Raw genomic sequence first — 25,004 nt, forward strand, 5'->3', positions numbered from 1 at the left:
GTCGATCAGAAGTTAAAGGTTGAAGCCTGCTACCCAGAGCGCGATGGAAAACAGCACCGTCAACGCCGGATAGACGATCGCGGGCGGCGTGAGCCAGGCGCCGCGGCCGCTTCGCGAAAGCAGCACGTGCACGCATACGACCAGCAGCACGCCACCCACGATACAAAACAGCCAGTCCGGAAAATACGCACCCAGCACGCCGACCGACGGCGCGTCGCTACACGCAGTCAGCGTCAGCGTCGCGCACGACATCAGAACCGCCCATCCATGGCGCCTACGGCGCACACCACTCCACATCGCCGTCTCTCCCTGATGGCAGGCAATGAAGCATTACGACTCAACTGCACGCGCGATCCTGGCGCACCGGACATTCCGGATGCCAGGCTTCAGCGCGTCAGGTTCACTTTCGCGAGATCGATCAGCTCGCCGCCGCGTCCATCCATCACCGCCTTCATCATGAAGAGGCCGAAATGCCAGGCTTCATCGACGGTGGTCTTCGGCGGCATGATCAGTTCCTGCCGTGCACTGACGACATCGACGAGCGCGGGTCCGTCGTGGGCGAGCGCTGCCGCGATCGCGCCTTCGAGTTCCTGGGGCTTCTCGACGCGAATGCCCTTCACGCCCATCGCTTCGGCCATGCGCGCGAAGTTCGGATTGATGAGGTCGGTGCCGGTATCGACGAAGCCCGACGCACGCATTTCGATCTCGACGAAACCCAGCGTGCCGTTGTTCAGCACGATCACCTTCACCGGCAGCTTCGCCTGAACCAGCGTGATGAAGTCGCCCATCATCATCGTGAAGCCGCCGTCGCCGGACATCGAGATCACCTGGCGGCCAGGATAGGTGGCTTGAGCACCGATCGAATGCAGCATCGCGTTCGCCATCGAGCCGTGATTGAACGAACCGATCAGCCGGCGCCGGCCGTTCAGCTTCAGATAGCGCGCCGTCCACGCGATCGGCGTGCCGACGTCGCAGGTGAAGATCGCGTCGTCGGCCGCGAGCTGGCTCACGAGCCGCGTCACATACTGCGGATGGATCGTCGTGCTCGACGGATTGCTCTCCGCGAGCGAGTCGAGATCCTTGCGCGCCTGCTTGTAATGCGTGAGTGCGCTGTCGAGATGCGACGAATCGGTCTTTTCCTTGAGGATCGGCAGCAACGCGGCGAGCGTGTCCTTGACCGTGCCGACAAGACCAAGATCGAGCGAACAGCGGTTGCCGAGCGCTTCGGGACGCACGTCGATCTGTGCGATCGTGGCGTCCTCCGGATAGAACTGCCGGTAGGGAAAATCGGTGCCGAGCAGAAGCAGCATGTCGCACGCTTTCATCGCGGCGTAGCCCGATGCGAACCCCACCATGCCCGTCATGCCGACGTCGTAGGGGTTGTCATGTTCGATGTGCTCCTTGCCGCGCAGCGAGTGCACGATCGGCGCCTTCAGGCGCTTCGCGAGCTCGACCACTTCGTCGTGCGCGCCCGCGCAGCCCGCGCCGCACATCAGCGTCACACGCGATGCCGCGTGCAACACATCGGCGAGGCGCGCGATCTCTTCGTCCGCCGGACGCAGCACGGGCGGCGCCGACGGCACCAGCCAGGGCGCGACCTTGGCCGTAGTCCGCGACAGCGCGACGTTGCCCGGAATCACGACAACCGCCACGCCGCGCCGCCCGACCGCGGCGCGCATTGCGCGGGTCAGGATCTGCGGCAACTGGTCGACGTGCGACACCAGTTCCACGTAATGGCTGCACTCCTTGAACAGGATTTCCGGATGCGTCGCCTGAAAGTAGTCGATGCCGATTTCCGAGCTGGGAATGTGCGCGGCGATCGCGAGCACAGGCACACCGCTGCGGTGGCAGTCGAATAGTCCGTTGATCAGGTGGAGATTGCCCGGTCCGCAACTGCCGGCACATACCGCCAGTTGACCGGTGAGATGCGCTTCCGCACCGGCCGCGAAGGCCGCGCCCTCCTCGTGCCGCACGTGAATCCAGTCGATCTCGCCGGAGCGCCTGAGCGAATCGGAGATGCCGTTCAGCGAGTCGCCGACGACGCCGTAAATGCGCTTTACGCCGGCCTGTGCCAGGGCATCGACCAGATAGTCCGCTGCCGTGGTCATGATGCCTCCTGCCGACGTGCCGCAACGGACCTGGCCGCCCCCTTGGGGGGCAGCGAAACTGAATGAGCGTGGGGGTAATTCACGATGCGCCTCCTTCTCCCGGTGACGGGGCGTGCAGGCACATGTGCCGGCGGCCACGGTTTGACTTCGACCATGGTGTCGCGGCTCGTCCGGGCGTGCTTTAGGATTCGCACGGTGACGTATCGAAATCGCGTGAACCGGCGGCGCAACGATTTCGAAAGGAAATCGTGCCCGCCGGGGATACCGTGGCTTACCTGCCGCTACGGGGATCCACTTCTACGGCGGGCACGCGTTCCTTCGGTATCCGCGCTTACCGCGCGCGGCGCTGCGCGGCCAGATCGCGACCGATGCGGCGAATCTCAGCCTCGCCCTGTGCAAGAGCATCAGCGTTCGTATGCACCGAGTAGTGGCCGAGCACCAGCGGATAGGGATGCTTGATCGCGGAGCCGATGACGAACGAGGTGGCTTGTTCGGCATGCAACTCGATGGGCGCCCCGTCGGCGGATTCCTCGAATATGGCGAGCTCCCCTGCCTCGATCGGCTCGGATGCGTTGAGCCTCCCCTTGTCGATCGCCAGCCACGAGACGTTGTGTCCGGCAGGCGGCACGTAGCGCCACGTCTGCCCCGCGTTCAGTTCAACATGGAAGTAGTTGATGCCTTCAGGCGCGCGGATATCGCTCGTCGCCGATCCGTGGCGGCCGATGATGACGCGAACCGGCCCATCCCGCTGAACCTCGGCCGGCGCGATGTACTGGCTTTCCGCCGGCGAGTTCTCCTGCGCGGGCGGCAGCGCGACCCAGAGTTGAAAGAGGCGTACGGCTTCACCCGGCAATACGTTTCCGTCGTGCCAGACACCGTTGCCGGCCTTCATCCATTCGAGGCCGCCGGCGTGAAGTTCGCCACTCTTGCCAGTCGTGTCCGCGTAGGAAATTCCGCCGCTCAGCACGGTGGTGAGTGTGGCGAGGCCCGAGTGCGGGTGCATCCCGAACATCGGCTTGCCGGTCGGCACGACCACGGCGTGATCGAGGAACACAAAAGGCTTGATCAACTCGCCGATATCGGAGGGACTGGCCAGACGCGTAATGCCGCCGTGCCCACTGCCAGTGGTGCGGAATGCGACCCGGCGCGAGGCCAGCGTTGTTTCGGGAATCGGGGTGAGTACGGCTGTGTCTGTGTTCATGGCTCTGCCTTAAGAAAAACGCGATACACGTAAGGTAAGAGCTTGCACTCCATCTGAAAAGCCTATATTTTTAGATTTCAGATATCGTTTGGAGCGATGGATATGCTTGACGGCGTAACGCTGGACCAGCTTCGGACCTTCATCGCCGCGGTCGATGAAGGCAGCTTCTCAGCAGCCGGACGCAAGCTCCGGCGCGCGCAATCGGTGGTTAGCCAGACCCTTGCGAATCTCGAGGCACAACTGGAAGTGAAGCTGTTCGATCGCACGGCCCGCTACCCGCAGCTCACCGACGCGGGCAAGAGCTTGCTGCTCGACGCCCGTTCCGTGGCAGACACGATCGATGGTTTCAAGGCGCGAGCGCGCGCGATGCGAGAGGGTCTGGAGCCCGAACTCTCCGTCGCGATGGACGTGATGTATCCCATGGATAGTCTGACGCGCGCGGCAGCTCAATCCCAGAAGGATTATCCGCACACGCCGCTGCGGCTCTACGTCGAAGCGCTGGGCGGCGTGATGAAGCTGGTGGTCGACCGGATCTGCAACATTGGCGTGATCGGCACGCTGCCGATCGTGACGGATGAACTACAGGTCGAATCCCTGCGCGAGCTGAAACTGGTGACGGTTGTCAGCCCTGCTCATCCGCTCGCAAATAACCGGGGCGTCGTTTCCGCGGCCGCCATCAAGAAGCACGTGCAACTCGTACTCAGCGACCGAACCGCGTTGTCCGAGGGACGAGAGTTCGGCGTGCTGTCCGCCTCGACGTGGAGGCTCGCGGATCTGGGGGCCAAGTATGCTTTTCTGAAGGCCGGTCTGGGCTGGGGGCATATGCCCCTGCACATGGTCAAGGAAGATCTCGACAGTGGCACCCTGGTGGCGATTCGCATTGAAGGCCTGCCGCGCGATGTAGCGATGCCGATGAAGGTTGTCTACCGCAAGGACGCGCCGCCGGGGCCGGCCGCTCGCGCCTTCATTGCACAGTTGGGGAAGTAAGCGATATGGCGGCGCCCCGCTGGCGTTGCAGCGAGCGCCGAAACCGGTGAGACGAGCCAGCCGGTCAGCGGGTTGGCCGGTCGTCTCAGCGGATCAGACTTTTAGCTCGCGTTCGCAGGCGCAACACGCAAAGCTGTGCGGCCGGTGAGCGCGTCCAGGCTGAATGCGCCGGCGCCGAACCAGGTGATTTGCAGGAGACCACCGGCCATCATCACGTTCTTGAGGAAGTGAATCATCTGGTTCTGGTCGGCGAAGTTATGGTGGAAGAACAGTGCCGTGACCACACAGAAAACCGCCATGCCCAACGACACAGTGCGAGCCCGGTAGCCCGACAGCAGCAGCAGGCCGCCGCCCAGCTCAGTCAGCACGGCAAGAATGAACGCGAGTGGCGGCACGGGCAGACCCATGGCCGCGATGTAGCCAACCGTCGCGCTATACGCCGCGAGTTTGCCCAGCCCGCTCATAACAAACGGTGCACCGATCAGAATACGACCCAACAACGGAAGAAACTTAAAACGTTCCATGACTAACTCCTAAGATAAATTTAAGCAGGTGGATTAAGAGAAAGGGAATTAGCCGGCGTCCACCATCACCAGCTCGGAATCTTCAAGCGCAGAAATCTGTGCCGCGGCGACTTTCGTGATCGCCACGCCATCCAGCGGCCCAACGGGCTCGCCATTCACTTCGATGCGTCCCGAGGCCACGACGAGATAGGCGCGGCGCGCCGGACTCAACTCGTGTCGAACGCTTTCGCCTGCCTTCAGCATTGCGCCGAACACACGCGCATTGGCGCGAATCGGCAGCGCGCCTTCGTCGCCGGCGAACCCGCTGGCAAGGGTCACAAAGCGCCCCGACCGGTCGCCTCTTGGAAACGGCTTGGTATCCCATGCGGGTTCACCACCGGCCTTGCGAGGCAGCAGCCAGATCTGGTAGACCTTGAGCGGCACGTCGCCCTTGTTGAACTCGGCGTGGCGTATGCCCGTGCCGGCGCTCATGACCTGGACATCGCCTGCGTGGATCGTTCCTTCGGATCCCACCGTGTCGCGATGCCCAAGCAGGCCCTGGCGCACATAGGTAACGATTTCCATGTCACGATGCCCGTGCATGGGGAAACCGCTGCCGACCGCGATCTCGTCGTCGTTCCAGACAATCAGGGGACCGAGGGCCGCATGATCGGGATTGCCGTCGGCGCTCACCGCGAAATGGTATTTCGCGCGCAGCCAATCCCGGTTCGCCGTGTCCAGTGATTCCCAACGCCTGTGTGTAAGCATTTCAGACTCCGTTTCTCGCTATCGTTTCTTGCAGCCGTTTCCTGCCACCGCCCATGCGACGCTTGTCACCTGTGCGACCGACCGAATTCGGCGCCGATACAAGTGATGCAGTTGATGGGATGAATGCTATATTCGCAATGAACCCACGCATATCTCCTACAATGAAACGTTTCATTGCCGCCAGTAGAACGATTAGAAGGAGTTGAAGCCGTCTATGAACGCAATCACTGACCTCAATGATCTTCGGCTCTTCGCAGAGGTGGTCGAGCGTGGGAGCTACACGGCGGCTGCGCGCGGCCTCGGTTTGCAGACGTCGAAACTCAGCCGGCGTGTTCGCGCACTGGAAGAAGAGCTTGGCGTTCGGCTGCTCAATCGCACCAGCCGGAGCCTTTCCCTGACGGAAACCGGGCGGCAGTTCCACCAGCATTGCCTTGCGCTGGTGGCGGAAGCCAAGGCCGCGAAAGAGATCGTGGAGCGCACGCGTTCCAAGCCGCAAGGCACTGTCCGCATCGCCTGCCCGGTGGCCTTGCTGGAGTCCGGCATCTCTACGATCATCGCGCGATACGTGCAAGACAACCCTGATGTCCAGGTGCTACTCGATGCAACCAACCGCCGCGTGGATGTCGTCGAGGAAGGCCTGGACTTTGCGATTCGCGTCAGGCTGCCGCCGTTGGAGAACACCGATCTCGCCGTCCGTCAGCTGGGTTTGTCGATCCATATTCTGGTTGCCAGTCCCGAACTGGCCGCGCGCTATCCGGTGCCTGGCTCGATCGAATCGGTCAAGGAATGGCCCACCCTTTCCATGGCGAGCAGCAACGAGCGATTTGTGTGGAATCTGGTCGACGCTGAGGGGCGCGTGACCTCATGGGCGCACCAGCCTCGCCTCGCCACCGACGACCTCGCGAGCCTTCGGATGGCGGCGATATCCGGCGTCGGCGTGGCCATGCTGCCGAGAGAACTGGTTGAGACCGATATTCAGGGCGGGCGCCTGCAGCACCTGCTGCCTGGTCTGGCCAGCACGCCGGGCCTTGTGCATGCGATCTTTCCCACGCGACGGGGCATGGTGCCGGCCGTGCGTCATTTGCTTGATGCGCTCGTGGCAGGATTCGAAGGTCAGAACCGGTGGCGCTAGCGCGGCGAGCAGTGGCCCGCAACGAGGCCGCCCTTCTGCGCGGTTTCAGCGTGCCGTATCCGGGTCGGCGCCTGCCAGCAGCTTCTCCGTGAGAAATTCGCCGATGGCATCCAGCGCCTGTGCCGACGCCTTCAGACTTCCAATGCTGCCGGCGAAGCCATGCGGCATCCCCATCCAGACATCGAGCCGGGCATCGGTTCCGGCGGCAATCGCACGCTCGACATAGCTGCGCGAATCATCGAGCAAGACTTCGTCGTCTCCGACGTGAACGCGAACGGGCGGCAAGCCGGAAAGCTGCCCGTGAAGAGGCGACGCCAGCGGAAGCTTCGGGTCGGCACTCCCCAGATAGGCATGCACCAGTTCCGCGACTTGCGGCAGGGTGAAATATGGATCGGCATCCGCGCGCGTCACATACGTCTCGCTCAAGAGCGTCAGATCGGTAACCGGCGATAGTGCGGCCACGCCAACAAGCGCCGACTTTGCGGAAGCCGCGTCGGCAGAGACGCGTGCGGCGAGTACCAGGGCGAGATTGCCGCCGGCAGAGTCGCCCGTGATGGCAATCCGGCGGATTCCCCTTTCCTCCAGGCCGCGGTAAGACGCCAGCACATCGTCGACAGCCGCAGGGAAACGGTGCTCGGGCGCAAGCCGATAGTCCGGGATAAATGCGCTCGCTCCCGCCCTCGCGGCGATGTGCCCAACCAGGTGACGGAAGGCTTTGGCACTTCCCAGGTTGAACCATCCGGCATGCAGATGGAGGATCGCTTCGTCAGACCGGGCATGCGCAGGATGAACCCAGAGGCCCGTAATGCCGCCAACCGTGTCGGCTTCGAAGCTCACGTCATCGCGTGGCGAAACGCGTTCCATCATGGCATCGAAAGGCTCGCGTGCTTCGATGCCCCTCAGTTTTCCTTTCCTGGGGCTCGCCATGGTTCGCGTGGCGGCGGTGATCGTCGCGTCTTCCGGGTCAAGCGGATGGGTAACGACGAAATGCTTCAACGCATCTTCAGTTGTCGAACGTTGCATGCTCAGCTCTTTCGAATAAATGGTTGTCAATGGCGCCGGTTCCCGGCCAATGTCGAACGACCGCTGTATCCCGTATCCCGGTGCATTCGCTTTCCAGATCCGTGTCGGCCAGGCGGATTTCCACCTGGCCGTCTCATGCACGCGCCAACGGTGCGAACAGGCCTGACGCTCAGCCAAACAGCTTGTTGGCCGTTCTGGCGATCAGTTCGCCCTGGTGACGAGCGCCGGCGAGCTCGATTGCGCTCGGCTGACGTTGGCCTTGCCCGCCGGCAATCGTCGTGGCGCCATAGGGCGCGCCGCCGACGATTTCGTCCAGCGTCATCTGCCCCTGGTGGCTATACGGCAGGCCGACGATCGTCATGCCGAAGTGCAGCAGATTGGTAATGATCGAGAACAGCGTCGTTTCCTGGCCGCCGTGCTGGCTCGCTGTCGACGTGAACGCACCGCCGACCTTGCCATTCAATGCACCGCTCATCCACAGGCCGCCGGCCTGATCCAGGAATGACGCCATCTGCGACGACATGCGTCCGAATCGGGTTGGCGTGCCAACCACAATAGCGTCGTAGTTGGCGAGTTCGGCGACGGTCGCAACCGGCGCCTGCTGGTCGAGCTTGAAGTAGGCGGCCTTGGCCACGTCCGCCGGCGCAGTCTCCGGCACCCTCTTGACGTCGACCATGGCTCCTGTGGAACGCGCACCTTCGGCAACGGCATCCGCTAACGCTTCGACATGGCCATACGAGGAATAATATAGAACCAGAACTTTCGACATTTCGATCTCCTTCCTATATCTGCGTGGTACCGCTGTGGGAAATAACGACTCGACCTGAAGGCTACGACCGGAATGCTTAGGCGCATAGCTCCGCGGTTGCAATGAAACGTTGCTTTCTGCAGAACGACAAAAATTGGTCAACGCATCCGGATGATGGCTGCCAGACGCCCATAAAGCAAAACGGCTGAGGCTTCCCACCTACGTAGGTGGAAAGCCTCAGCCGCAACTTACGCGATCTTCGAGAATCGCGCTTTTACATCGACATTACAGACCGCTTGCTGCGCCCGAACGGGACGTTCCGTCAGCACTACCACCGTAACCCGAAACAGGGGCTTGGGCTGCGGCATTCTGCGCCGCGACTTTTGCTTCAGCTGCCTGGATGTTCTCGGGGTAGTGAAGCCAGTCATGCGGGTCGTAGCCGGCCTTCTCGAGCTGGGCCAGCTCGGCGCGCACCTGCTCGCGGCTTACCGGCTGACTGGACTGTGCGAACGATGCCACGGGTGCTGCAATAAGAGCAGCAATAAGAACCATCCTGGTGAACGACTTCATGGTGACCTACCTCAACGATTGTTTTAGTTGCGCTACAGAGCAGCTTCGCTGCCAAGGCTGCACGCAGTCTAAAGGGCAAAAATCGTTAGGGTAAGTACCAGTTTTTTAACTCTCTGTTGCTGACGCAGCAACAATCGGCCGGCGTCGCCGCTGAGCATGCAAGAGCGGATGATGCGACCTCCACCCTGCGTGCTTACTGCATCACGTAGCTCCTGATGATGTGGTCGACCAGGGTCGGCAAACGCTGAGCGATCCGCCGGGCGTCGCTGCCTGATCTGACGTTGCCTGTTGCATTCTCCCAAAGCATCATCAACGTATCCACCAACGCCTCGGCATCCACCGCGTGTGCGGCAATAGCCAGTCGCATCAATAGTGCTCGAAACTCTCGGCCAAGCTTGAGACGCGATAGGTTGACAGGATGATCCTCGCCCGAGAACTGTATCGTCGGCAATTGCGGCTGCCCGGGCTGATGACTATCAGAAGCGAGCTTGACGGCAACGTCGATAAAGAGCTCGAGCATGTGTTGAACAGGCTCGTCGCCGGATCGATGTCCAGCTTCCCGCCATTGCGCACGCTGACGATCGCAAAGCAGGTCTGCATAAGCTTGTAGAAATGCCTTGCGCGAGCCGAAAACCCGATAGATATGCCGCTTACCGAGCCCCGTTTGATCGGCAAGACGATCGAGATTCAACGACTCGACCGGCTCGCGATAGAAAAGCGCTACTGCGGCTTCAAGAATGGTGTTCCGGAGATCGCCCGTTGCAGCCTCCGGACGTCTACCGTTCTTTCGACGGATCGCGGACCGCGCAACTCGCAACGAGTCGGCCTCACGTTCATCTTGCTGAGCAAATTCATTCACCAATGCTTTCCACATCGTTTAGCCATCCTCTGTGTCAGCAGCCGAACCGGCATCAAAGACTGTTGCAGCGGTTCTTCTAACAAAGCATTTTTGCGAATCCCGCGTGATCGACTCTGGAAGCATCGCCTCGTAAGCCGTGTCGCTCGATGCACGCCCAGCACATTACTATACGAATGGAAAATATAATGTCAAGACTGGTTAACACCCCCGCAATCATGAAGCGGCGCTGAAAGCGGCCCTGAGCGCGCCAACGGAGGAGACACTCGACAATCTTTACTGGAAGCCTTCCAGCACGGTCTTGCCGATAGCCTTTCCTGTTTCGATCCGTTCGTGTGCGCGGCGAAGGTTCGCTGCCGTCAAGGGACCTTCCACGTGCGTGAGCGTCGTCTGCAGCAGGCCGGCATCAACCATCTCCGACACTTCTTTCAGCAGGCGGTGCTGGGCATCCATGTCCGCTGTCTGGAACAGCGACCGGGTAAACATCATCTCCCACGAAACCGTGATGCTCTTCGGCTTGAACGGCGCAATGCTGTCGTCAAAGTTGTCGATCAGCGTGATATGGCCTTGGGGGTTCAACGCACGGGCCAGACTGGGGGCGCTACCGGGCATCGACGTGATCGCCCCGATATAGTCCACGCCATCGAAGCCGATTGCGTGCAGCGCTTCGTCGATAGGCTTGCTGTGGTCGACAACGTGCTTCGCTCCTAGCTTCTTCACCCACTCGACAGTTTCGGGCCGTGACGCAGAGGCGATGACAGTAAGGCCCGTGAGGCGGTTCGCCAGCTGGATCAACATGGAGCCAACGCCCCCTGCTCCGTTCAGAACGAGCAGCGTGCCGCCGGTTGCGCGCGAGCCGCGCGGCACCTTCATGCGGTCGAAGAGCATTTCCCATGCAGTTATCGAGGTGAGCGGCAAGGCCGCCGCCTCGGCGAATGACAATGAGGTGGGCTTGGGCCCGACGATCCGCTCGTCGACGAGGTGGAACTCCGAGTTGGTCCCCGGGCGATCCATCGCGCCCGCATAGAAGACCTCGTCGCCCGGCCTGAAGAGCGTGACCTCGCTTCCAACCGCAACGACCACGCCCGCCGCGTCGTAGCCCAACACTCTGGGAAGCGGACTCTGCGAAGGATCTTCCCAGCGACGGCGCTTCACATCGACAGGATTCACCGACACGGCTCTCACGGCGACCCGCAAATCGCGTGGGCCAGGTTCCGGCATCGGAAGTTCAAGCTCGGTCAAAACCTCGACGCCACCCTTTGCCTTATAGCCAATCGCCTTCATTACATTCTCCAATGTCGTCCATGCCGAACTCTTTCGGCCACGCCGCGCGAAGCGCAGCTCAAATCGCCGGGCACTGAAATAGCCAATAGTCGGCGGTTTGACTCGCCTGGAATCCTATATCCACAACGCTCGTTCGCCAGTGTCCTGAATGGCAATGCACCATTGCGCACGGCAGAACGTCATCAGCGAATGGTTGACACACCTCCGCCGACATCCTAATATACAACAATGCTGCACGCATTCACTATTGTTGAATATACGCAGTGCAGCGCCTGGCAGGAGACATCGTGGTTTTTACGATCGCCATCATTTATTAAGGATTCCTTTCAATGGAAAGCATCTACTTTGAACGTCGTCAGAACGTAGGCCATATCGTATTGGCCAACCCGCCCTCCAATCTCATTGCCGCTGATTTCGCCGACTGCCTCGAGAAAGCCGTTCGGGAAGCCAGCAAGACCGATATCCGGTCGCTCCTGATCCGTGCGGAAGGCCCCGATTTCAGCAAAGGCGGCGACGTCCTCGATTTCATCGACAAAGGTTTCGATGACTGGCGGACGTTCATCTCGCAGATTCACCATACCTATCGGTCAATCGAAGCCCTCCAGATCCCGACGGTTGCCGCCGTGCGCGGCGCGGCATTCGGCGGCGCATTCGAACTCGCTCTCGCTTGCGATTTCATCGTCGCGGCGGAGAACGCCACCTTCCGTTGCATTGAAGCGTCCGTCGGCTCGGCGCCTGTCGCGGGCGGCGTGCAGCGCCTCGCGGAAAGAGCGGGTCGTGCATATGCCGCGCGCTACGCGATGCTGAGCGAACCCATGTCCGGTGCGACCGCCGGTCGGCTCGGCGTTGCCGCCTTCGTCGTCGGTGAAGATGAGGTCGAGAACGTTGCCGATGACCTCGCCATCAAGCTTGCGAACGGCCCGACGCGCTCGTATGGCGCGATTCGCGCCCTCCTCAAGGCATGGTCAGGCGGCGGCGTGCCCGGTGCCGACTCGCTGATCCTCGATCTCACCATGGGGCTGCACATGACGGAAGACGCCAGGAAGGGGCGAACGGCACGTGCAGAAGCGTTCGCTCGAGGCGAAGAACCGACTCCGGTCGTATTTGTCGGCAAATAAGAAGCCGTCAGTCAGGCCCATTGCACGGAAGACACTGATGAACACACTTTCATATCAGAGCGGAACGCGTTCTCCGGAACTGATCGACAAAACCATTGGCGATTCATTTGACGAGATCGCCAGCAGGATGGGCGAGCACGTCGCGGCAGTCAGCCGGCATGAGGGGGTGCAGCTAAGCTACAGTGAACTTCGTGAAAAGTCGGACCGGCTTGCGGCCGCGCTTCTAGAGTCGGGACTCAAGCCCGGCGAGCGGATCGGAATCTGGTCCCACACGAACCTCGCCTGGCTATTGCTGCAGTTGGCCACGGCGAAGGCCGGGTTGATACTCGTCAACATCAATCCGGCCTACCGGACGTCGGAACTGGAACATGCGCTCAACCTCGTAGGATGCAAGGCCATCGTGACGATGGTCCGCTACCGGTCGAGCGAGTACCTGAACATGTTGCGGGAGCTGGGAAAAGCGCGACTGCCGAGCCTCGAGACGATCTGGTGGATCGACGATGCGGACTGTCAGGACGAAGCCGGCGCGCAACGCTTCTCCGACCTGCTCCGCTCCGGCGATGCAAACAGCGCAAAGCTTCAGGAAGTGCGCCGCACGGTGCGCCCGGACGATGCCGTCAACATCCAGTTCACCAGCGGGACGACAGGGCTTCCCAAGGCCGCGACGCTGAGTCATCGCAACATCCTGAACAACGGTTTCTTCGTGGGCGAGTGCATGAAGCTCACCCACGAAGATCGAGTCTGCGTTCCGGTTCCGATGTACCACTGCTTCGGTATGGTCATGGGCAATCTGGCTTGCCTGACCCATGGCTCGACGATCGTCTACCCCGCCGAACGCTTCGACGCAGAAGCCGTTCTGGAGACCGTACAGGCGGAAAAATGCACGGCGCTGTACGGCGTGCCGACCATGTTCATCGCGGCACTCAATCACCCGCGCTTTGCAGAGTTCGATATGAGCAGTCTGCGCACCGGCATCATGGCCGGTTCGCCTTGTCCTATCGAGATCATGAAGCGGGTTGTCGGTGAAATGCATCTGCCCGAGATCACGATCGCATACGGCATGACGGAAACGAGCCCTGTGAGCTGCCAAAGCATGACGGATACGCCGGTCGAACGGCGGGTATCCACGGTCGGCCAGGTGCTGCCTCACCTCGACGTAAAGATTGTCGACCCGCTCACCGGCCGGACTGTGGAGCGCGGCCAGACCGGCGAACTCTGCACCCGCGGCTATTCAGTCATGCTCGGCTACTGGAACCAGCCCGACCGCACGCGCGACGCAATCGACGCCGAAGGCTGGATGCATTCGGGCGATCTCGCCACGATGGATCCGGACGGCTACGTCAACATCGTCGGGCGCATCAAGGATATGGTCATCCGCGGCGGTGAAAACCTTTATCCCCGCGAGATCGAAGAGTTTCTGTACTCCTGCCCAGGCGTGCTCGACGTGCAGGTGGTCGGTGTACCGGACCCGCATTTCGGCGAAGAACTCTGCGCATGGATCGTCGTCAGGCCGGAGTCGGTTCTCGACGACGAAGCAGTCCGCGACTTTTGCAAGGGCCGGATAGCGCATTACAAGGTTCCCAAATACATCCGCTTTGTCGACTCGTTTCCGACCACCGTGACGGGAAAAATCCAGAAGTACGTGATCCGGCAAATCATGAGCGACGAGCTTGATCTGAAAGAACAACACACGGCGTGACGCGTCTCAGCGATGAGATCACATCAATCCCGCTACAACCATTTACCGGAGTGCCGCCATGGCAGAAGTTGACGTACAAACCATCTACTTCGTCGCGAAGGATATGGCCAGGCTGGAAGATTTCTATGCGTCGGCGCTGGGGATGCCTGTCCAGTTTCGCGACGAGAACAAGTGGACTCAATTTCGTCTGCCACGCAGCGCATTTGCACTGAGTTCGGTAGAGGAAGCGGCAGAAGGAGCCGTTGGGGCTGTGCCCGTCTTCCAGGTCGCCGGTGAGGCCCAGGACGAGGTCCGGCAGAAAATCCTGTCGGCGGGCGGCCAGCAACTCGCGCAGCGCGACATGGGCACGCACGGCGTCGTTACCACCTACCTGGATCCGGAAGAGAACATCTTTCAGGTATTCAGCAAATCTTCGACTCGTTAAGTCAGAAGATCACACATTTCGCACTTACTGGAAAAAGCCATGAAATTCGGTATATTCGACCAAAACGATCGCAATGGGCTGCCCATTCATAAGCAGTACGAAGACAGGATGCAGATTATCGAGCTTTACGACAGGCTCGGTTTCCATGCTTATCACATGTCGGAACACCATGCGACTACGCTGAGCGCTTGCCCCTCGCAAAGCGTGTTTCTTGCCGCTGCCGCGCAGCGCACCAGGAAACTGCGCCTGTCGCCGCTGGTCTACATTCTCCCGATCCATCACCCAGTCCGCCTTGCTGAAGAGATTTGCATGCTCGACAATCTGAGCGGCGGCCGCCTGGAGTATGGCGTGGGCCGCGGCGCCTCGCCCCACGAAATCGAGGCACTCGGTATCGATCCGGCCACGGCTCAGGCGAGGTACGTCGAGTCGTATGAAATCATCAAGCGGTATCTGAGTTCGGACACGCTCGACTATCAGGGGACGTTCTGGCAATTCAACGACATGCCGATCGAACTCAAACCGCTGCAGACACCCCCTCCCACCTGGTACGCGCTGGCATCGCCGGAGTCGACGGTATGGCCGGCCCAGGAGAAGATGAACATCGTCTGCGGCGGTCCGGTCCAGCGAGTCAGAGCCATCACCGATCGATATCGCGAAGAGTTCGCCAGGCGGCATCCGTCCGCTGCTGAGCCGCTCATCGGCGTAAATCGCTACATCGTGGTCGCTGAAACGGACCAGGAGGCGATGAAGATTGCTTCGCGGGCATGGTCGGTTTTCCATCCGAACTTTTTCAAGCTGTGGAAGAAGCACGGCACGGAACCGGTCAACCAGAAGCTTCCGCCGACGATCGAGCCGCTCGTGGAATCGGGACTGGCCGTGGTGGGCCGACCGGAAACCGTGCGTGAAAAGCTGCTGGAGCAGGCGCACGAGGGTGCATTCAACTACCTCATCGGAACATTCATGTTCGGCGACATGTCCGTTTCCGAAGCGAAGACCTCTATCGGCCTGTTTCACGAGTCCATCATGCCGGCGTTCAGCGAGTCGCAAAAGGTTCTGTCATGAGCGGAAGCACTTCGCTGGACGAGGAACGTCCTGCCATCAGGACGTTCGAAAAGCGTCAGTTGAGGGACGTGCTCGGCTCCTTCGTAACCGGCGTCACCGTGGTCACCACGCTTGATGGCGAGGGGAAAATGCACGGCCTCACCGCCAATTCGTTTTCTTCGGTTTCGCTGGACCCGCCTCTCGTCCTGTGGAGCCAGGCGACCTCTGCGGGAAGCCACACCGCGTTCAGGGATGCCGGGCGATTCACCATTAACATCCTGGCTGAACATCAATACGATCTCGCCAATCACTTTGCGACCCGGTCGCCGGACAAATTCGCCGGCATCGACTATGACCTTGGGGTCGACGGACTGCCGCTCCTGCGCGATTGCAGCGCATGGCTGGAGTGCAAGGTGGTCTCCCGTTTTCCGGGCGGCGACCACGTCATCTTTGTCGGGTCGGTGGAATGCATACGGCAGAGCGGGCGGCGTCCGCTGGTATTCGGTGGTGGGCAATATCTGGTTGCTGACCCGCACGACCTCGGTCGCGCGCCGCTCGGAACGGCCGGCACGATGAAATCGCAGCCACATGCTGTCCGGCTGGCCAGTCGCGCCATGTTGCGGCTCGCACATACGCTGGATAAGACACTGGCGCTGGTAGCGTGGGGCAATCACGGGCCCACGGTGATCGCGTGGCAAGCCGCGACCACGCCCGTGGCCGCCGACCTGCCACTTGGGCTTGTGCTGCCGGTGACTTCGTCCGCTTCGGGCCTGGCGCTGGCGGCGTTCCTTCCGCCCGAAGCCGTCGATCGATTTGTGGCAGCGGAACTGCGTGACAACGCGCGACAAGCGTCTGACGAAGTGCTCCCTACGGCGGAATCGCTCGCAGGCGTACTTGAATCCGTCAGAGTCTCGCATGTCGCGACGAGGCGCCCCGCCCCGTTCTACGACGACCGCATGCTCGCTAACGCCATCAGCGTGCCCATTCTTTCCCCAAGCGGAATGGCCGTGCTGGCACTGACGGCGCTGGGCCCGGCCGAGCATTTCGATGCTGCAGCCGATGGACCTTGTGCGGAAGCCCTCAAAACCGCCGCGCATGAGATCTCCGCTGCATTGCGCGAAGCGTGAAATATAACGGCCAGACTTCAATCATGACTGAAACAGATAGCCATCTACTTGAATCCTCGTTGCCCGCTGTCGAACAGGCACGAGTGAATCTCTCGACACTCGGCGACAAGCGGGTCATCGCGTATCGCACTGCCGGTGACGAACGCGCACCCGTCATCGTGCTGCTGCATGGTATTGGTTCGAGCTCGGCGGGATATCGCGCACAGCTCGCCGCACTGAGCAGGAGCCATCGGGTGATTGCCTGGGACGCTCCCGGCTATGGACAAAGCAGCCCCTTTGCGATCAGCACACCGGCCGCCACCGATTACGCGGATGCACTCATGGCCCTGCTGTCCGCGCTCGGCATATCGCGTGCAACCGTCGTAGGCAGTTCGTGGGGGAGTGTCATCGCGGCAACGTTCGCGGCACGGTACCCGTCGGCTACGCGCGCCCTTGTATTGAGTGCGCCCAACGTTGCTCGGGGACATCTATCCGGTGCGGAGCGCGACGAGGCACGAGAAGTTCTGATGCGAAGCGCAGCGGCACAATCGCCCGAGGCACGCACCGCCGTCGTCAATGCCCTGATCGCTCCGAACGCCGGCACCCTCGTTCGCACGGTCGTATCCCGGTTGAGAGACGCAGTGACTCCTACAGGCTGGGAACACGCCGTAGACATGCTCTTCTCCGCGCATACGCCGTCCATCGTTCGTTCTATCGAGGCGCCGATCTCCGTCATTGTCGGCAGCCTGGACCGCGTCGCCCCGGCTGACGATCATGCGCGGCCGATTCACGAGGCTGCCAATGGTTCGACACTCCTCGTGCTCGATGGGATTGGCCATATGCCGAAGATTGAAGCGCCTGAGGCGTTCAATTCCATCGTGTTGGCAGCTGCGGAAGCGAGGCCCGACTGAAGGAAGGATGAATGCCATGAGAAGGCCGCGGCGCAAGCCGCAGCCCTCTCACTAGCATATGCGCCGCAATCGCCCGCCGAAACAGATGGCACGCATCGGCATTGAGCGCCCGGTTTCTACCCAATTTTTCTGGGGACCTTGCCGCCCAGTGCGGCTGTAGCTCGAACCGCGCTATCGAGTAGCGCCTTTATCTCTTTACCGTCAACGTCAGTGTTCAGTGTTGCAGGCGACCCGATAAGACTGATGGCAAATCGGAGATCGCCGTCCCTGTCCCAGATGGGGGCCGCGACAGACACGTAACCCATATCCCCGCGTTGAACCGTTGTGAAGCCACAATTGCGCAATTCAGCGATCGCTTCTTCCCGCAAGGAAGCCGGGGTCCATTCCTGTCCCCCAGACAGTTCGCGGCTGATGAGATCGTCGGTACGAGCAGCCTGAAGGCAGGCAATGAAAAGCTTGCCCGCAGCAGTCGTGACGAGCGGGATCAGGCCTGTTCTCAACTCGAGAATGCTGCGCGTCTGCCCCTCCTGCTTGAAGAGACTCACGGGTCCATCTTCGGTCCATGCAGTGACAGCCGCGCCACTCAGTGTTGCTTCCCGCAAAGCGACCACCTCTCGACGCACGATATCGAATCCGTCCAGTTGATTGATCGCGCTCATACCCAAAGCAAGCGACGCCGGCCCGAGCTTGTAGCACCCCGGCTTTTCGTCCGGCGATGCAAGCCCGGTTCGCACCAGGCTAATCATGTAGTTGCTTGTCGCGCTCGGCGACAGTTCGGACAGCGCAGCAATCTCCTTGAGCGGGAGTGCTCGCTCACTCGTCTGCAACGCCGAAAGGATTCGGAACGCAATCTCGACAGACTGAATGCCGCGCCTCGCAGTCACATTGGTCATTTTTCAACCGTATGGAAGTGATAAAAAAATCGCCGCCCCGGGTTTCCACGGACGGCCGTCATGTTGACACGCCTTGGGGGCGGCCCCTATAGTGTTCAACATAGATTATGTCATTCATTATTGTTGAACGCAACACCGGCAAGTTAGGGGGATCAGAGGCAAGCGAGCAACCGGAACAAAACGCTTGATTCTTTAGCACCTCATTTCATCAGTAGTACAGATTTCATACGCGCCCCTTTATTCAAATAACTTCTTCAGAAAAGTCACAACCGGTTCGGAGACAAGGCATGGCAATTTATGGACGTACGATGGCAGGCGCGATCGCCGCGCTTTCTGTGATCAGTGTCGCCAACGCGCAATCCAGCGTCACCTTATATGGAATTGCGGACACTGCAGTGCAGTACATCAGCAACGTCGGAGGACACGGCCTGATCCAGGAGGGGAACACGCACGCACCCGACATTTTCGGCCTGAAGGGCGTTGAAGATCTCGGCGGCGGGCTGCGCACTATCTTCGATCTTCAGAACGAGTACCTGCTAAACAATGGCCGGCAACTTGTTCCTGGAACCTTATTCAACCGGAAGTCGTATGTTGGACTGCAATCGGACAGCTATGGCACGTTGACGCTCGGTCACCAACCCAGCTTCATGTATGACATTCTGTCCAACTATCAAACGCCCTTCCTCCTCGGCAACATTCTCACGCTTCACCAAGGCAACCTGGATGAGATTGCCAACTTCTTCCAGTTCAATAATGCAGTGAAGTACGTGAGCCCGACCTTTGGCGGGTTCTCCACCGGGGCGGAATTTGCATTTGGCAATGTGGCCGGCAATTTCAGCGAAAGCAGAGACTACTCTTTCTTTATTCAGTACAAGGGCGGCCCGCTAAGTCTGGCAGCCACGTACGCGAACGAGAACAACCGTTTCCTGGAGCTTTCCAGTTTTATCGGTCTGCCGTCGCTCTTTGGAACATCGCTGCCTCAGGCCGAAGGCGTTGTGGCCAACAAGCTCGTCAATTGGGGGCTCGGCGCATCGTATCAGCTGAAAAGCGTGCTTCTACACGCCACGTTTACGCAGTCACGCATCACATTGGCGACTGGCCGCGGCAACGCCAACACCGTTGACGCCGGTGCGAACTGGACCATCGTGCCCGATGATGTCCTCTCGGTTGGCGGATGGGTGGAAAATCTCGACGGAGGAAACTGGAAGACCATTACCGTCTCGAATGCTTATATCCTGTCGAAAAGAACGACTGTCTACCAGCAGGTGACCTACCAGCACGCTTCAGGCGCCAATGGCTATGCTTCTCTCGCGGCCGCTGGCGTGGCATCCGGCCGGTCCACAACCGGCGTCTCGGTGGGTATTCAGCACAACTTCTAGCAGTGCAACTGCCGGATGTATATCGTTTCTGACGATAGGTTGCATCGAAATGTATAGGCTTCTTTCGGGGCATGTCTTCGCGTACCTTTCCTTTCACGAGATCACACGCCGAGGGGCGGCCTCTTTCACGGTCGCCCCTTGCACCTAGTCTATGAGGAATAGCATGCAGAACGTCCATGCCGGTAACGCGGCCATTCCAGCCATAGGCTTTGGCACCTACGGAATGACTGGCGACGACATCTATCGAATGATTCCTGAAGCCCTTCGTGCCGGATTCCGCCATATCGACACCGGGCAAATCTATCGTAACGAGGCAGAAATTGGCGACTGCGTCGCCGCATCCGGCATCCCGAGAAGCGAAATATTTCTGACGACCAAGGTCTGGGTTAGCAACTACTCAGCAAGACACTTCGATGCGTCCGTTAACGAAAGCCTGCGCAAGCTCAAGACGGACTACATCGACCTGCTCCTGCTGCACTGGCCGGGAGGATCGGATGTGCTTCTCGCCGAACAGATTGGGGAGCTCAATGCGGTCGTGCGCGCCGGCAAGGTCCGGCACATCGGCGTCAGCAACTTCAACCGCGCACAGATGACAGAAGCGGTCCGGCTCTCGGCAGCGCCATTGGTCACGAATCAGTTTGAATACCATCCGTATCTGAACCAGTCCTTGCTCATCGAAAGCACGCGTGAGGCTGGGCTTGCCGTGACAGGATATTGCGGCATGGCGGTTGGCCGCGTGTTCTCGGATCCGACGCTCAAGGAGATCGCAGCTCGCCATGACAAAACCATCGCGCAGATCGTCTTGCGGTGGCTTGTTCAACAGCGCGGCGTTGTGGCGCTTTCGCGAACCACCCGGATCGATCGGCTGGCGCAAAACCTGGCAGTATTCGACTTCGAGTTAGATGACACGGACATGGCCGCAATCCATGCATTGGCGACGGCAAACAGCCGGATCGTCAACCCGCCCGGTCTCGCCCCGCGGTGGGATAGCACAGCCGTCTGACCGCCGGGTCTCTGGCGCGATACAGAAAACGAAACAGCACGATCGGTCATCGTCGGCGAGCAGCGTCGCCCGCGCAGTGCGCGGTCGCGCCTGCGGAGCCGACCTTCTGCGCGCCGCCCTCTTCATCATTTCGGCTTCCCGATCGATATCGGTCAGCCTCAAATCTGCCCGTACAGCTTAGGGCTATCCACACATAAGTGCCGCAGATTGACGCCTCCACGCTGGCGTCGGGAATCATGAATCAAGCCGATATCGGCCCAACGAAACCCGCAATGGGTTGAGTCGCGAGTCCATAGCATGGCCGCAACCTTCACGCGTGCACATCCTGAATTGCAAAGCATCGTTGCACTTGATGAAACGTTAAGCCCCCCTTCAAGCCGCACCGGCGCATGTGACATTGCGTCAATCCAACTGGAAACACGAGGGCAACTGCATCGCTCACTAAACTTTGCAAACGTAAAAAATAACGTATAAGATGAATCCAGGCCGAGCAGGGAATGCCCCCGCCCGATGCTAAAGAATTCTTCATAGGAGACAACGGCCATGCCGAAGAGAAAAATTGACACGCACCAGCATTTTCTGCCGAAGCTCTACGTGGACGCGGTCGGGCTGGACTTGCTGAATGCGGCGATGCCGGGCGGCGTGGCCCCAACCTGGTCCGTCGAGGCAGCCCTCGCGATGATGGATGAAAACGGAATCGACGAAGGCATTCTGTCGATCTCCTCCGGCCCCACGCTCCCAGATGCGGCCACGCTGCTGAGAAAATGCAACGACCACGCAGCGGAACTCAGATCCAGGCATCCCGGACGGTTCGGCTCCTTTGCGAGCTTGCCGCTACCCGACGTCGATGCGGCGCTGAAGGAAGTCAGCTATAGCCTCGACGTCCTGAAGGTCGATGGTTTCATTGTCTTTTCGAACTACAACGGCCTGTATCTTGGGGACGATCATTTCACCCCGCTGTGGGAAGAATTGAACAGGCGTGGGACCGTGGTGTTCATTCACCCCAATCAGCCACCTTACGATGTGCCTCGAGTCGCCCCGGCATCCGTGCTCGAGTTTCCATTCGACACCACACGTACAGCCACCAGCCTGATCATGTCAGGTGCAATGAATCGCTTCAGGAACATCCGGTTTATTCTTTCGCATGCCGGGGGAACGCTGCCGTTTCTCGTACCTCGCATCGCCCTCTCCATTTCCATGATGCCCGCGGTGGCGGAGCGTGTGGGCGACACATTGGCGGCGGTCAGATCCTTCTACTTCGACACAGCGCTTTCCGCCGGCAATTCACCCCTCAGTGCGCTGGCGCAAGTGGCCGACCCCGATCACATTCTCTTCGGGACCGACTTCCCGTTCGCACCGACAAGCGCCATCCGGCAGTTCGGCAAAGTGCTCGATAATATCCAGATCCCCGGCATTGAGATGGACAAGGTGTACGGGGACAATGCTGCCCGGTTGCTTGGGCGCTAACCGGTTTGCCAACGCGGAGTTCAAGGAAAGACGATGCGTAATATCAACGAAGACACCATCACCCAGGCGGTGCTTGCGGCAATGGCCGGCTGTAACAATGACAGGCTGCGCACGGTGATGACCAGCCTTGTCCAGCATTTGCATTCGTTCGCAAGAGACGTGAAGCTGAGTGAGAGTGAATGGGCATACGCCATCAACTTCCTCACCGAGGTTGGCCATATCACGGATGAAAAACGCCAGGAGTTCGTCCTTCTGTCCGACACGCTCGGTTTGTCGATGCTGGTTACGACGCAGAACAACCGCAAGCCGGCCGAATGCACAGAAGCAACCGTTCTTGGCCCCTTCTTTGTTGCCGGCGCCCCCGAGTACAGGAACGGTGACGATATCTCTAACGGCGCGGCGGGTCTCCCCTGCTTTGTTGCCGGCCGCATTCGGGGTCTTTCGGGAGAACCGGTAGCGGGAGCCGCGATCGAGGTCTGGCAATCCGATGAAGACGGGTACTACGACGTGCAGTACGGCGACTCGCAGGATCCAAACGTGGAGTTTCAGGCGCGCGGTCGTTTGCAGACGCTGCCTGACGGGCTCTTTCATTTCCGCTCGATTCTCGCCGAGGCCTATCCCATTCCGCACGACGGCCCGGTTGGCCGAATGCTCGATGCGCTCGGACGCCATCCGTGGCGCCCGGCTCATCTGCATTTCTGGATCACCGCGCCAGGGTACGAGCCGTTGATTACGCACGTGTTCCGCAACGGGGACAAGTATCTCGACTCGGACGCCGTATTCGGCGTGCGCTCAACGTTGATCGTCGACTGGGTCGAGCACTCGCCGGGTATCGCGCCGGACGGCACGGCGATGGACACCCCGTTTTATACGCTCGATTACGACTTCGTTCTCAACCCTGTGGCACACGGGTCATGAACGGGCACATTCTCCGCGGAACCCGCCATGTCACCATCTGAATTCGTCTATAACGGGCGCGGCACGCGTGTCGTTTTCGGGTGCGGCTCGCGCAGCCACATCGAACGTGAATTGCACACGCTGCAAGTACGCCGCGCTCTGGTTCTGTGCAGTCACGAGCAACGCACATTGGGTGTATCGGTCGCCGATCAGCTGGGTGTGCTCGCAGCAGGTGTCTTTGATCGCGCGGCCATGCACGTGCCGGTCGAACTGGTCACGGAAGTACGCACGGTTGCCACCTCGCTCGACGCCGACTGCCTCATCGCCGTGGGCGGCGGCTCCGCAATCGGCCTCGCAAAGGGCCTTGCTCTCGAGACGGGTCTACCCATTCTCGCCGTGCCGACCACCTACGCCGGCAGTGAGATGACACCCATATTCGGGTTGACCGAATCGGGCCTGAAACGGACAGGCACCGATCTGCGCGTATTACCCAAAACGGTTGTCTACGATCCGGACCTGACCTTGACGCTGCCGGTAAGCATGTCCGTGACCAGCGGCATCAACGCAATCGCACACGCGGCAGAAGGTCTGTATTCACGCGATGCCAATCCGCTTACCAGCCTGATGGCCGAAGAAGGCATCGCGGCGCTCGCGCGCAGCTTACCCAACATCGTCGCACAACCGAACGACGCATCCGCACGCGCCGATGCGCTTTATGGCGCCTGGCTTTGCGGCGCCGTGCTCGGAAGCGTCGGTATGGCGTTGCATCACAAGCTATGCCATACGCTCGGCGGCAGTTTCAATCTGCCGCATGCACCTACTCATACCATCGTGCTGCCGCACGCCCTCGCGTACAACGCAGGCGCTGTGCCGGATGCGATGAAACGGATTGCACGGGCGCTCGGGAATGACAGCGCCGCGCAAGGTCTGTACGAACTTGCACGCACAAACGGTGCGCCCGTTGCACTGAAGGAGATCGGTATGCGCGAAGATCAACTCGACCAGGCGGCCGATATTGCCTGCAACAACGCCTACTGGAATCCCCGCCCGCTGGAACGCGGGGCAATTCGCGCTTTACTGCAGCGGGCATTCGACGGTAGCGCACCCATTGACGGTTTGTAGAACGAGTTTCTTTTTCAACGTGTCGCAAGGTATTCGCACATGGCGTCACACCCACTTCCTGAGGCAAGAGATATCCGGGCACGTCGCCCGGTTGAACTGAAGCGTACTGAACAGTTGCGCGCGCAGGAAACACGTTCGGCCATCCTGAATGCGGCTCTTACTGAATTTTCCTCGAAGGGCTTCGAGGCCGCGAGCATTCGTAGCATTGCCGACCGGATCGGGATGCAACATCCGCTCGTCACCTACCACTTTCGTTCCAAAGAGACACTGTGGCAGGCGGTAGCCGAATATGTATTCGAACGGGTCCGGCAAGAACGCGATGCAAGCCTGTCCGGCTTCGGTCCGGCTAGCGCAGTCGATCGGCTCAAGCTGGCATATAGGGCGCTATTTCGCTTCACGGTCGCATTTCCCGAGTTCCACCGCTTCATACTTCAGGAATCGCTAGGTTCCAGCTCGCGGCTGCAATGGCTCGCCGATGCCTTCCTGAAACCGCTAATCGGCTGGTTGCTTCCGCAAATTCGCGCCGCCCAGGAGGAACACGCGCTACCCAACGTCGAGCCTATTGTTTTCCACTATATGCTGATTAGCCTGACGTCGACCCTCTCGGGGTTCGGTCCGGAATTTTCGGCGACCAGTAATCTATCGCCATCCGATCCGGCGCTGGTCGAAGAATATTGGCGCACCGTCGAGCAGCTCGTGTTTGGAGCATTTGCATCACGCTAGAGGGGCCGCATCCCGCAACGGGGTATTTGCCGACACCCCCT

25 protein-coding genes are annotated in these 25,004 nt (G+C 60.2%); 14 read left to right on the forward strand and 11 right to left on the reverse strand.

The genetic code is table 11. The features are described from left to right. Positions 1 to 12 precede the first annotated feature (12 nt). The 3 genes from R8871_RS26145 to R8871_RS26155 all read right to left on the reverse strand — a co-directional run bounded on the left by R8871_RS26145 (position 13) and on the right by R8871_RS26155 (position 3,309). Positions 13 to 252, reverse strand: a complete 240-nt coding sequence (locus R8871_RS26145) for a YtcA family lipoprotein (protein WP_200619118.1) — start codon at positions 250 to 252, stop codon at positions 13 to 15. A 134-nt stretch (positions 253 to 386) separates the two neighbouring features. Further along, positions 387 to 2,108 (reverse strand): ubiquinone-dependent pyruvate dehydrogenase, encoded by a 1,722-nt coding sequence (gene poxB, locus R8871_RS26150; RefSeq protein WP_175053051.1) that lies wholly within the window; start codon positions 2,106 to 2,108, stop codon positions 387 to 389. 331 nt (positions 2,109 to 2,439) lie between these two features. Further along, positions 2,440 to 3,309: a pirin family protein gene (locus tag R8871_RS26155; RefSeq protein ID WP_175053052.1), complete on the reverse strand. Its 870-nt coding sequence runs from the start codon at positions 3,307 to 3,309 to the stop codon at positions 2,440 to 2,442. 102 nt (positions 3,310 to 3,411) lie between these two features. Here R8871_RS26155 and R8871_RS26160 point away from each other — a divergent pair, with 102 nt between their 5' ends. Then, positions 3,412 to 4,296: a LysR family transcriptional regulator gene (locus tag R8871_RS26160; protein WP_175053053.1), complete on the forward strand. Its 885-nt coding sequence runs from the start codon at positions 3,412 to 3,414 to the stop codon at positions 4,294 to 4,296. A 101-nt stretch (positions 4,297 to 4,397) separates the two neighbouring features. Here the strand turns inward: R8871_RS26160 and R8871_RS26165 are convergent, their stop codons facing one another. Next, positions 4,398 to 4,820 (reverse strand): DoxX family protein, encoded by a 423-nt coding sequence (locus tag R8871_RS26165; RefSeq protein ID WP_175053054.1) that lies wholly within the window; start codon positions 4,818 to 4,820, stop codon positions 4,398 to 4,400. 48 nt (positions 4,821 to 4,868) lie between these two features. After that, on the reverse strand, positions 4,869 to 5,567 hold the full coding sequence (locus R8871_RS26170) for a pirin family protein (protein WP_175053055.1): 699 nt from the start codon (positions 5,565 to 5,567) through the stop codon (positions 4,869 to 4,871). Between the two features lie 214 nt (positions 5,568 to 5,781). Between R8871_RS26170 and R8871_RS26175 the strand changes: the two genes are divergently transcribed. Beyond that, complete coding sequence (locus tag R8871_RS26175; protein ID WP_175053056.1) at positions 5,782 to 6,699, forward strand: LysR substrate-binding domain-containing protein; 918 nt, start codon at positions 5,782 to 5,784, stop codon at positions 6,697 to 6,699. 45 nt (positions 6,700 to 6,744) lie between these two features. On the opposite strand, the gene R8871_RS26180 is transcribed toward R8871_RS26175, so the two are convergent. From R8871_RS26180 to R8871_RS26200, 5 genes are all read right to left on the reverse strand, one after another. Beyond that, complete coding sequence (locus tag R8871_RS26180; protein WP_175053057.1) at positions 6,745 to 7,722, reverse strand: alpha/beta hydrolase; 978 nt, start codon at positions 7,720 to 7,722, stop codon at positions 6,745 to 6,747. Positions 7,723 to 7,891: 169 nt separating this feature from the next. Then, positions 7,892 to 8,491: an NAD(P)H:quinone oxidoreductase gene (gene wrbA, locus R8871_RS26185; protein WP_175053058.1), complete on the reverse strand. Its 600-nt coding sequence runs from the start codon at positions 8,489 to 8,491 to the stop codon at positions 7,892 to 7,894. Between the two features lie 264 nt (positions 8,492 to 8,755). Continuing rightward, a complete protein-coding gene (locus R8871_RS26190) occupies positions 8,756 to 9,040 on the reverse strand; it encodes a DUF4148 domain-containing protein (RefSeq protein WP_175053059.1) in 285 nt (94 codons plus the stop codon). Positions 9,041 to 9,233: 193 nt separating this feature from the next. After that, entirely contained in the window at positions 9,234 to 9,914 is a 681-nt protein-coding gene (locus R8871_RS26195) for a TetR/AcrR family transcriptional regulator (RefSeq protein WP_175053060.1), read from the reverse strand. 258 nt (positions 9,915 to 10,172) lie between these two features. Then, entirely contained in the window at positions 10,173 to 11,180 is a 1,008-nt protein-coding gene (locus R8871_RS26200) for a zinc-binding alcohol dehydrogenase family protein (protein WP_175053061.1), read from the reverse strand. Positions 11,181 to 11,509: 329 nt separating this feature from the next. Between R8871_RS26200 and R8871_RS26205 the strand changes: the two genes are divergently transcribed. The 6 genes from R8871_RS26205 to R8871_RS26230 are packed head-to-tail and all read left to right on the forward strand — an operon-like array spanning position 11,510 to position 17,479. Beyond that, complete coding sequence (locus tag R8871_RS26205) at positions 11,510 to 12,298, forward strand: enoyl-CoA hydratase/isomerase family protein (RefSeq protein WP_175053062.1); 789 nt, start codon at positions 11,510 to 11,512, stop codon at positions 12,296 to 12,298. Positions 12,299 to 12,335: 37 nt separating this feature from the next. After that, positions 12,336 to 13,997: an AMP-binding protein gene (locus tag R8871_RS26210; RefSeq protein ID WP_175053228.1), complete on the forward strand. Its 1,662-nt coding sequence runs from the start codon at positions 12,336 to 12,338 to the stop codon at positions 13,995 to 13,997. Between the two features lie 58 nt (positions 13,998 to 14,055). Further along, a complete protein-coding gene (locus R8871_RS26215; protein ID WP_175053063.1) occupies positions 14,056 to 14,421 on the forward strand; it encodes a VOC family protein in 366 nt (121 codons plus the stop codon). A 39-nt stretch (positions 14,422 to 14,460) separates the two neighbouring features. Then, positions 14,461 to 15,483, forward strand: a complete 1,023-nt coding sequence (locus R8871_RS26220) for an LLM class flavin-dependent oxidoreductase (protein WP_175053064.1) — start codon at positions 14,461 to 14,463, stop codon at positions 15,481 to 15,483. Beyond that, positions 15,480 to 16,589, forward strand: coding sequence for a flavin reductase (locus tag R8871_RS26225; protein WP_175053065.1), 1,110 nt, complete (start codon positions 15,480 to 15,482; stop codon positions 16,587 to 16,589). Before R8871_RS26220 ends, R8871_RS26225 begins: the two co-directional genes overlap by 4 nt. 23 nt (positions 16,590 to 16,612) lie before the next feature. Then, positions 16,613 to 17,479: an alpha/beta fold hydrolase gene (locus R8871_RS26230; protein ID WP_175053066.1), complete on the forward strand. Its 867-nt coding sequence runs from the start codon at positions 16,613 to 16,615 to the stop codon at positions 17,477 to 17,479. 116 nt (positions 17,480 to 17,595) lie between these two features. On the opposite strand, the gene R8871_RS26235 is transcribed toward R8871_RS26230, so the two are convergent. After that, positions 17,596 to 18,372 carry an IclR family transcriptional regulator gene (locus R8871_RS26235; protein WP_281370253.1) on the reverse strand — a complete coding sequence of 259 codons (777 nt, stop codon included), beginning with the start codon at positions 18,370 to 18,372 and terminating at the stop codon, positions 17,596 to 17,598. A gap of 287 nt (positions 18,373 to 18,659) precedes the next feature. On the opposite strand from R8871_RS26235, the gene R8871_RS26240 reads away from it, so the two are divergent. The 6 genes from R8871_RS26240 (at position 18,660) to R8871_RS26265 (ending at position 24,963) form a co-directional block, all read left to right on the forward strand. Further along, a complete protein-coding gene (locus R8871_RS26240; RefSeq protein WP_175053068.1) occupies positions 18,660 to 19,751 on the forward strand; it encodes a porin in 1,092 nt (363 codons plus the stop codon). Between the two features lie 163 nt (positions 19,752 to 19,914). Continuing rightward, positions 19,915 to 20,754 (forward strand): aldo/keto reductase, encoded by an 840-nt coding sequence (locus R8871_RS26245; protein ID WP_175053069.1) that lies wholly within the window; start codon positions 19,915 to 19,917, stop codon positions 20,752 to 20,754. 543 nt (positions 20,755 to 21,297) lie between these two features. After that, positions 21,298 to 22,221, forward strand: coding sequence for an amidohydrolase family protein (locus R8871_RS26250; protein WP_175053070.1), 924 nt, complete (start codon positions 21,298 to 21,300; stop codon positions 22,219 to 22,221). 33 nt (positions 22,222 to 22,254) lie between these two features. Continuing rightward, a complete protein-coding gene (locus R8871_RS26255; RefSeq protein ID WP_175053071.1) occupies positions 22,255 to 23,139 on the forward strand; it encodes an intradiol ring-cleavage dioxygenase in 885 nt (294 codons plus the stop codon). A 27-nt stretch (positions 23,140 to 23,166) separates the two neighbouring features. Next, positions 23,167 to 24,240 carry a maleylacetate reductase gene (locus R8871_RS26260; RefSeq protein ID WP_175053072.1) on the forward strand — a complete coding sequence of 358 codons (1,074 nt, stop codon included), beginning with the start codon at positions 23,167 to 23,169 and terminating at the stop codon, positions 24,238 to 24,240. Between the two features lie 39 nt (positions 24,241 to 24,279). Next, a complete protein-coding gene (locus tag R8871_RS26265; protein ID WP_175053073.1) occupies positions 24,280 to 24,963 on the forward strand; it encodes a TetR/AcrR family transcriptional regulator in 684 nt (227 codons plus the stop codon). The last annotated feature ends 41 nt before the right edge of the window (positions 24,964 to 25,004 follow it).

Origin of the sequence: Paraburkholderia sediminicola (assembly GCF_902859805.1) — a bacterium.
Taxonomy (GTDB): Bacteria; Pseudomonadota; Gammaproteobacteria; order Burkholderiales; family Burkholderiaceae; genus Paraburkholderia; species Paraburkholderia sediminicola.

What these genes read in the sequence shown, in the direction of transcription:
- R8871_RS26145 (WP_200619118.1), bottom strand. Translation starts at nt 252, where the DNA reads ATGTCGTGCGCGACGCTGACGCTGACTGCGTGTAGCGACGCGCCGTCG.
- poxB (WP_175053051.1), bottom strand. Translation starts at nt 2,108, where the DNA reads ATGACCACGGCAGCGGACTATCTGGTCGATGCCCTGGCACAGGCCGGC.
- R8871_RS26155 (WP_175053052.1), bottom strand. Translation starts at nt 3,309, where the DNA reads ATGAACACAGACACAGCCGTACTCACCCCGATTCCCGAAACAACGCTG.
- R8871_RS26160 (WP_175053053.1), top strand. Translation starts at nt 3,412, where the DNA reads ATGCTTGACGGCGTAACGCTGGACCAGCTTCGGACCTTCATCGCCGCG.
- R8871_RS26165 (WP_175053054.1), bottom strand. Translation starts at nt 4,820, where the DNA reads ATGGAACGTTTTAAGTTTCTTCCGTTGTTGGGTCGTATTCTGATCGGT.
- R8871_RS26170 (WP_175053055.1), bottom strand. Translation starts at nt 5,567, where the DNA reads ATGCTTACACACAGGCGTTGGGAATCACTGGACACGGCGAACCGGGAT.
- R8871_RS26175 (WP_175053056.1), top strand. Translation starts at nt 5,782, where the DNA reads ATGAACGCAATCACTGACCTCAATGATCTTCGGCTCTTCGCAGAGGTG.
- R8871_RS26180 (WP_175053057.1), bottom strand. Translation starts at nt 7,722, where the DNA reads ATGCAACGTTCGACAACTGAAGATGCGTTGAAGCATTTCGTCGTTACC.
- wrbA (WP_175053058.1), bottom strand. Translation starts at nt 8,491, where the DNA reads ATGTCGAAAGTTCTGGTTCTATATTATTCCTCGTATGGCCATGTCGAA.
- R8871_RS26190 (WP_175053059.1), bottom strand. Translation starts at nt 9,040, where the DNA reads ATGAAGTCGTTCACCAGGATGGTTCTTATTGCTGCTCTTATTGCAGCA.
- R8871_RS26195 (WP_175053060.1), bottom strand. Translation starts at nt 9,914, where the DNA reads ATGTGGAAAGCATTGGTGAATGAATTTGCTCAGCAAGATGAACGTGAG.
- R8871_RS26200 (WP_175053061.1), bottom strand. Translation starts at nt 11,180, where the DNA reads ATGAAGGCGATTGGCTATAAGGCAAAGGGTGGCGTCGAGGTTTTGACC.
- R8871_RS26205 (WP_175053062.1), top strand. Translation starts at nt 11,510, where the DNA reads ATGGAAAGCATCTACTTTGAACGTCGTCAGAACGTAGGCCATATCGTA.
- R8871_RS26210 (WP_175053228.1), top strand. Translation starts at nt 12,336, where the DNA reads ATGAACACACTTTCATATCAGAGCGGAACGCGTTCTCCGGAACTGATC.
- R8871_RS26215 (WP_175053063.1), top strand. Translation starts at nt 14,056, where the DNA reads ATGGCAGAAGTTGACGTACAAACCATCTACTTCGTCGCGAAGGATATG.
- R8871_RS26220 (WP_175053064.1), top strand. Translation starts at nt 14,461, where the DNA reads ATGAAATTCGGTATATTCGACCAAAACGATCGCAATGGGCTGCCCATT.
- R8871_RS26225 (WP_175053065.1), top strand. Translation starts at nt 15,480, where the DNA reads ATGAGCGGAAGCACTTCGCTGGACGAGGAACGTCCTGCCATCAGGACG.
- R8871_RS26230 (WP_175053066.1), top strand. Translation starts at nt 16,613, where the DNA reads ATGACTGAAACAGATAGCCATCTACTTGAATCCTCGTTGCCCGCTGTC.
- R8871_RS26235 (WP_281370253.1), bottom strand. Translation starts at nt 18,372, where the DNA reads ATGACCAATGTGACTGCGAGGCGCGGCATTCAGTCTGTCGAGATTGCG.
- R8871_RS26240 (WP_175053068.1), top strand. Translation starts at nt 18,660, where the DNA reads ATGGCAATTTATGGACGTACGATGGCAGGCGCGATCGCCGCGCTTTCT.
- R8871_RS26245 (WP_175053069.1), top strand. Translation starts at nt 19,915, where the DNA reads ATGCAGAACGTCCATGCCGGTAACGCGGCCATTCCAGCCATAGGCTTT.
- R8871_RS26250 (WP_175053070.1), top strand. Translation starts at nt 21,298, where the DNA reads ATGCCGAAGAGAAAAATTGACACGCACCAGCATTTTCTGCCGAAGCTC.
- R8871_RS26255 (WP_175053071.1), top strand. Translation starts at nt 22,255, where the DNA reads ATGCGTAATATCAACGAAGACACCATCACCCAGGCGGTGCTTGCGGCA.
- R8871_RS26260 (WP_175053072.1), top strand. Translation starts at nt 23,167, where the DNA reads ATGTCACCATCTGAATTCGTCTATAACGGGCGCGGCACGCGTGTCGTT.
- R8871_RS26265 (WP_175053073.1), top strand. Translation starts at nt 24,280, where the DNA reads ATGGCGTCACACCCACTTCCTGAGGCAAGAGATATCCGGGCACGTCGC.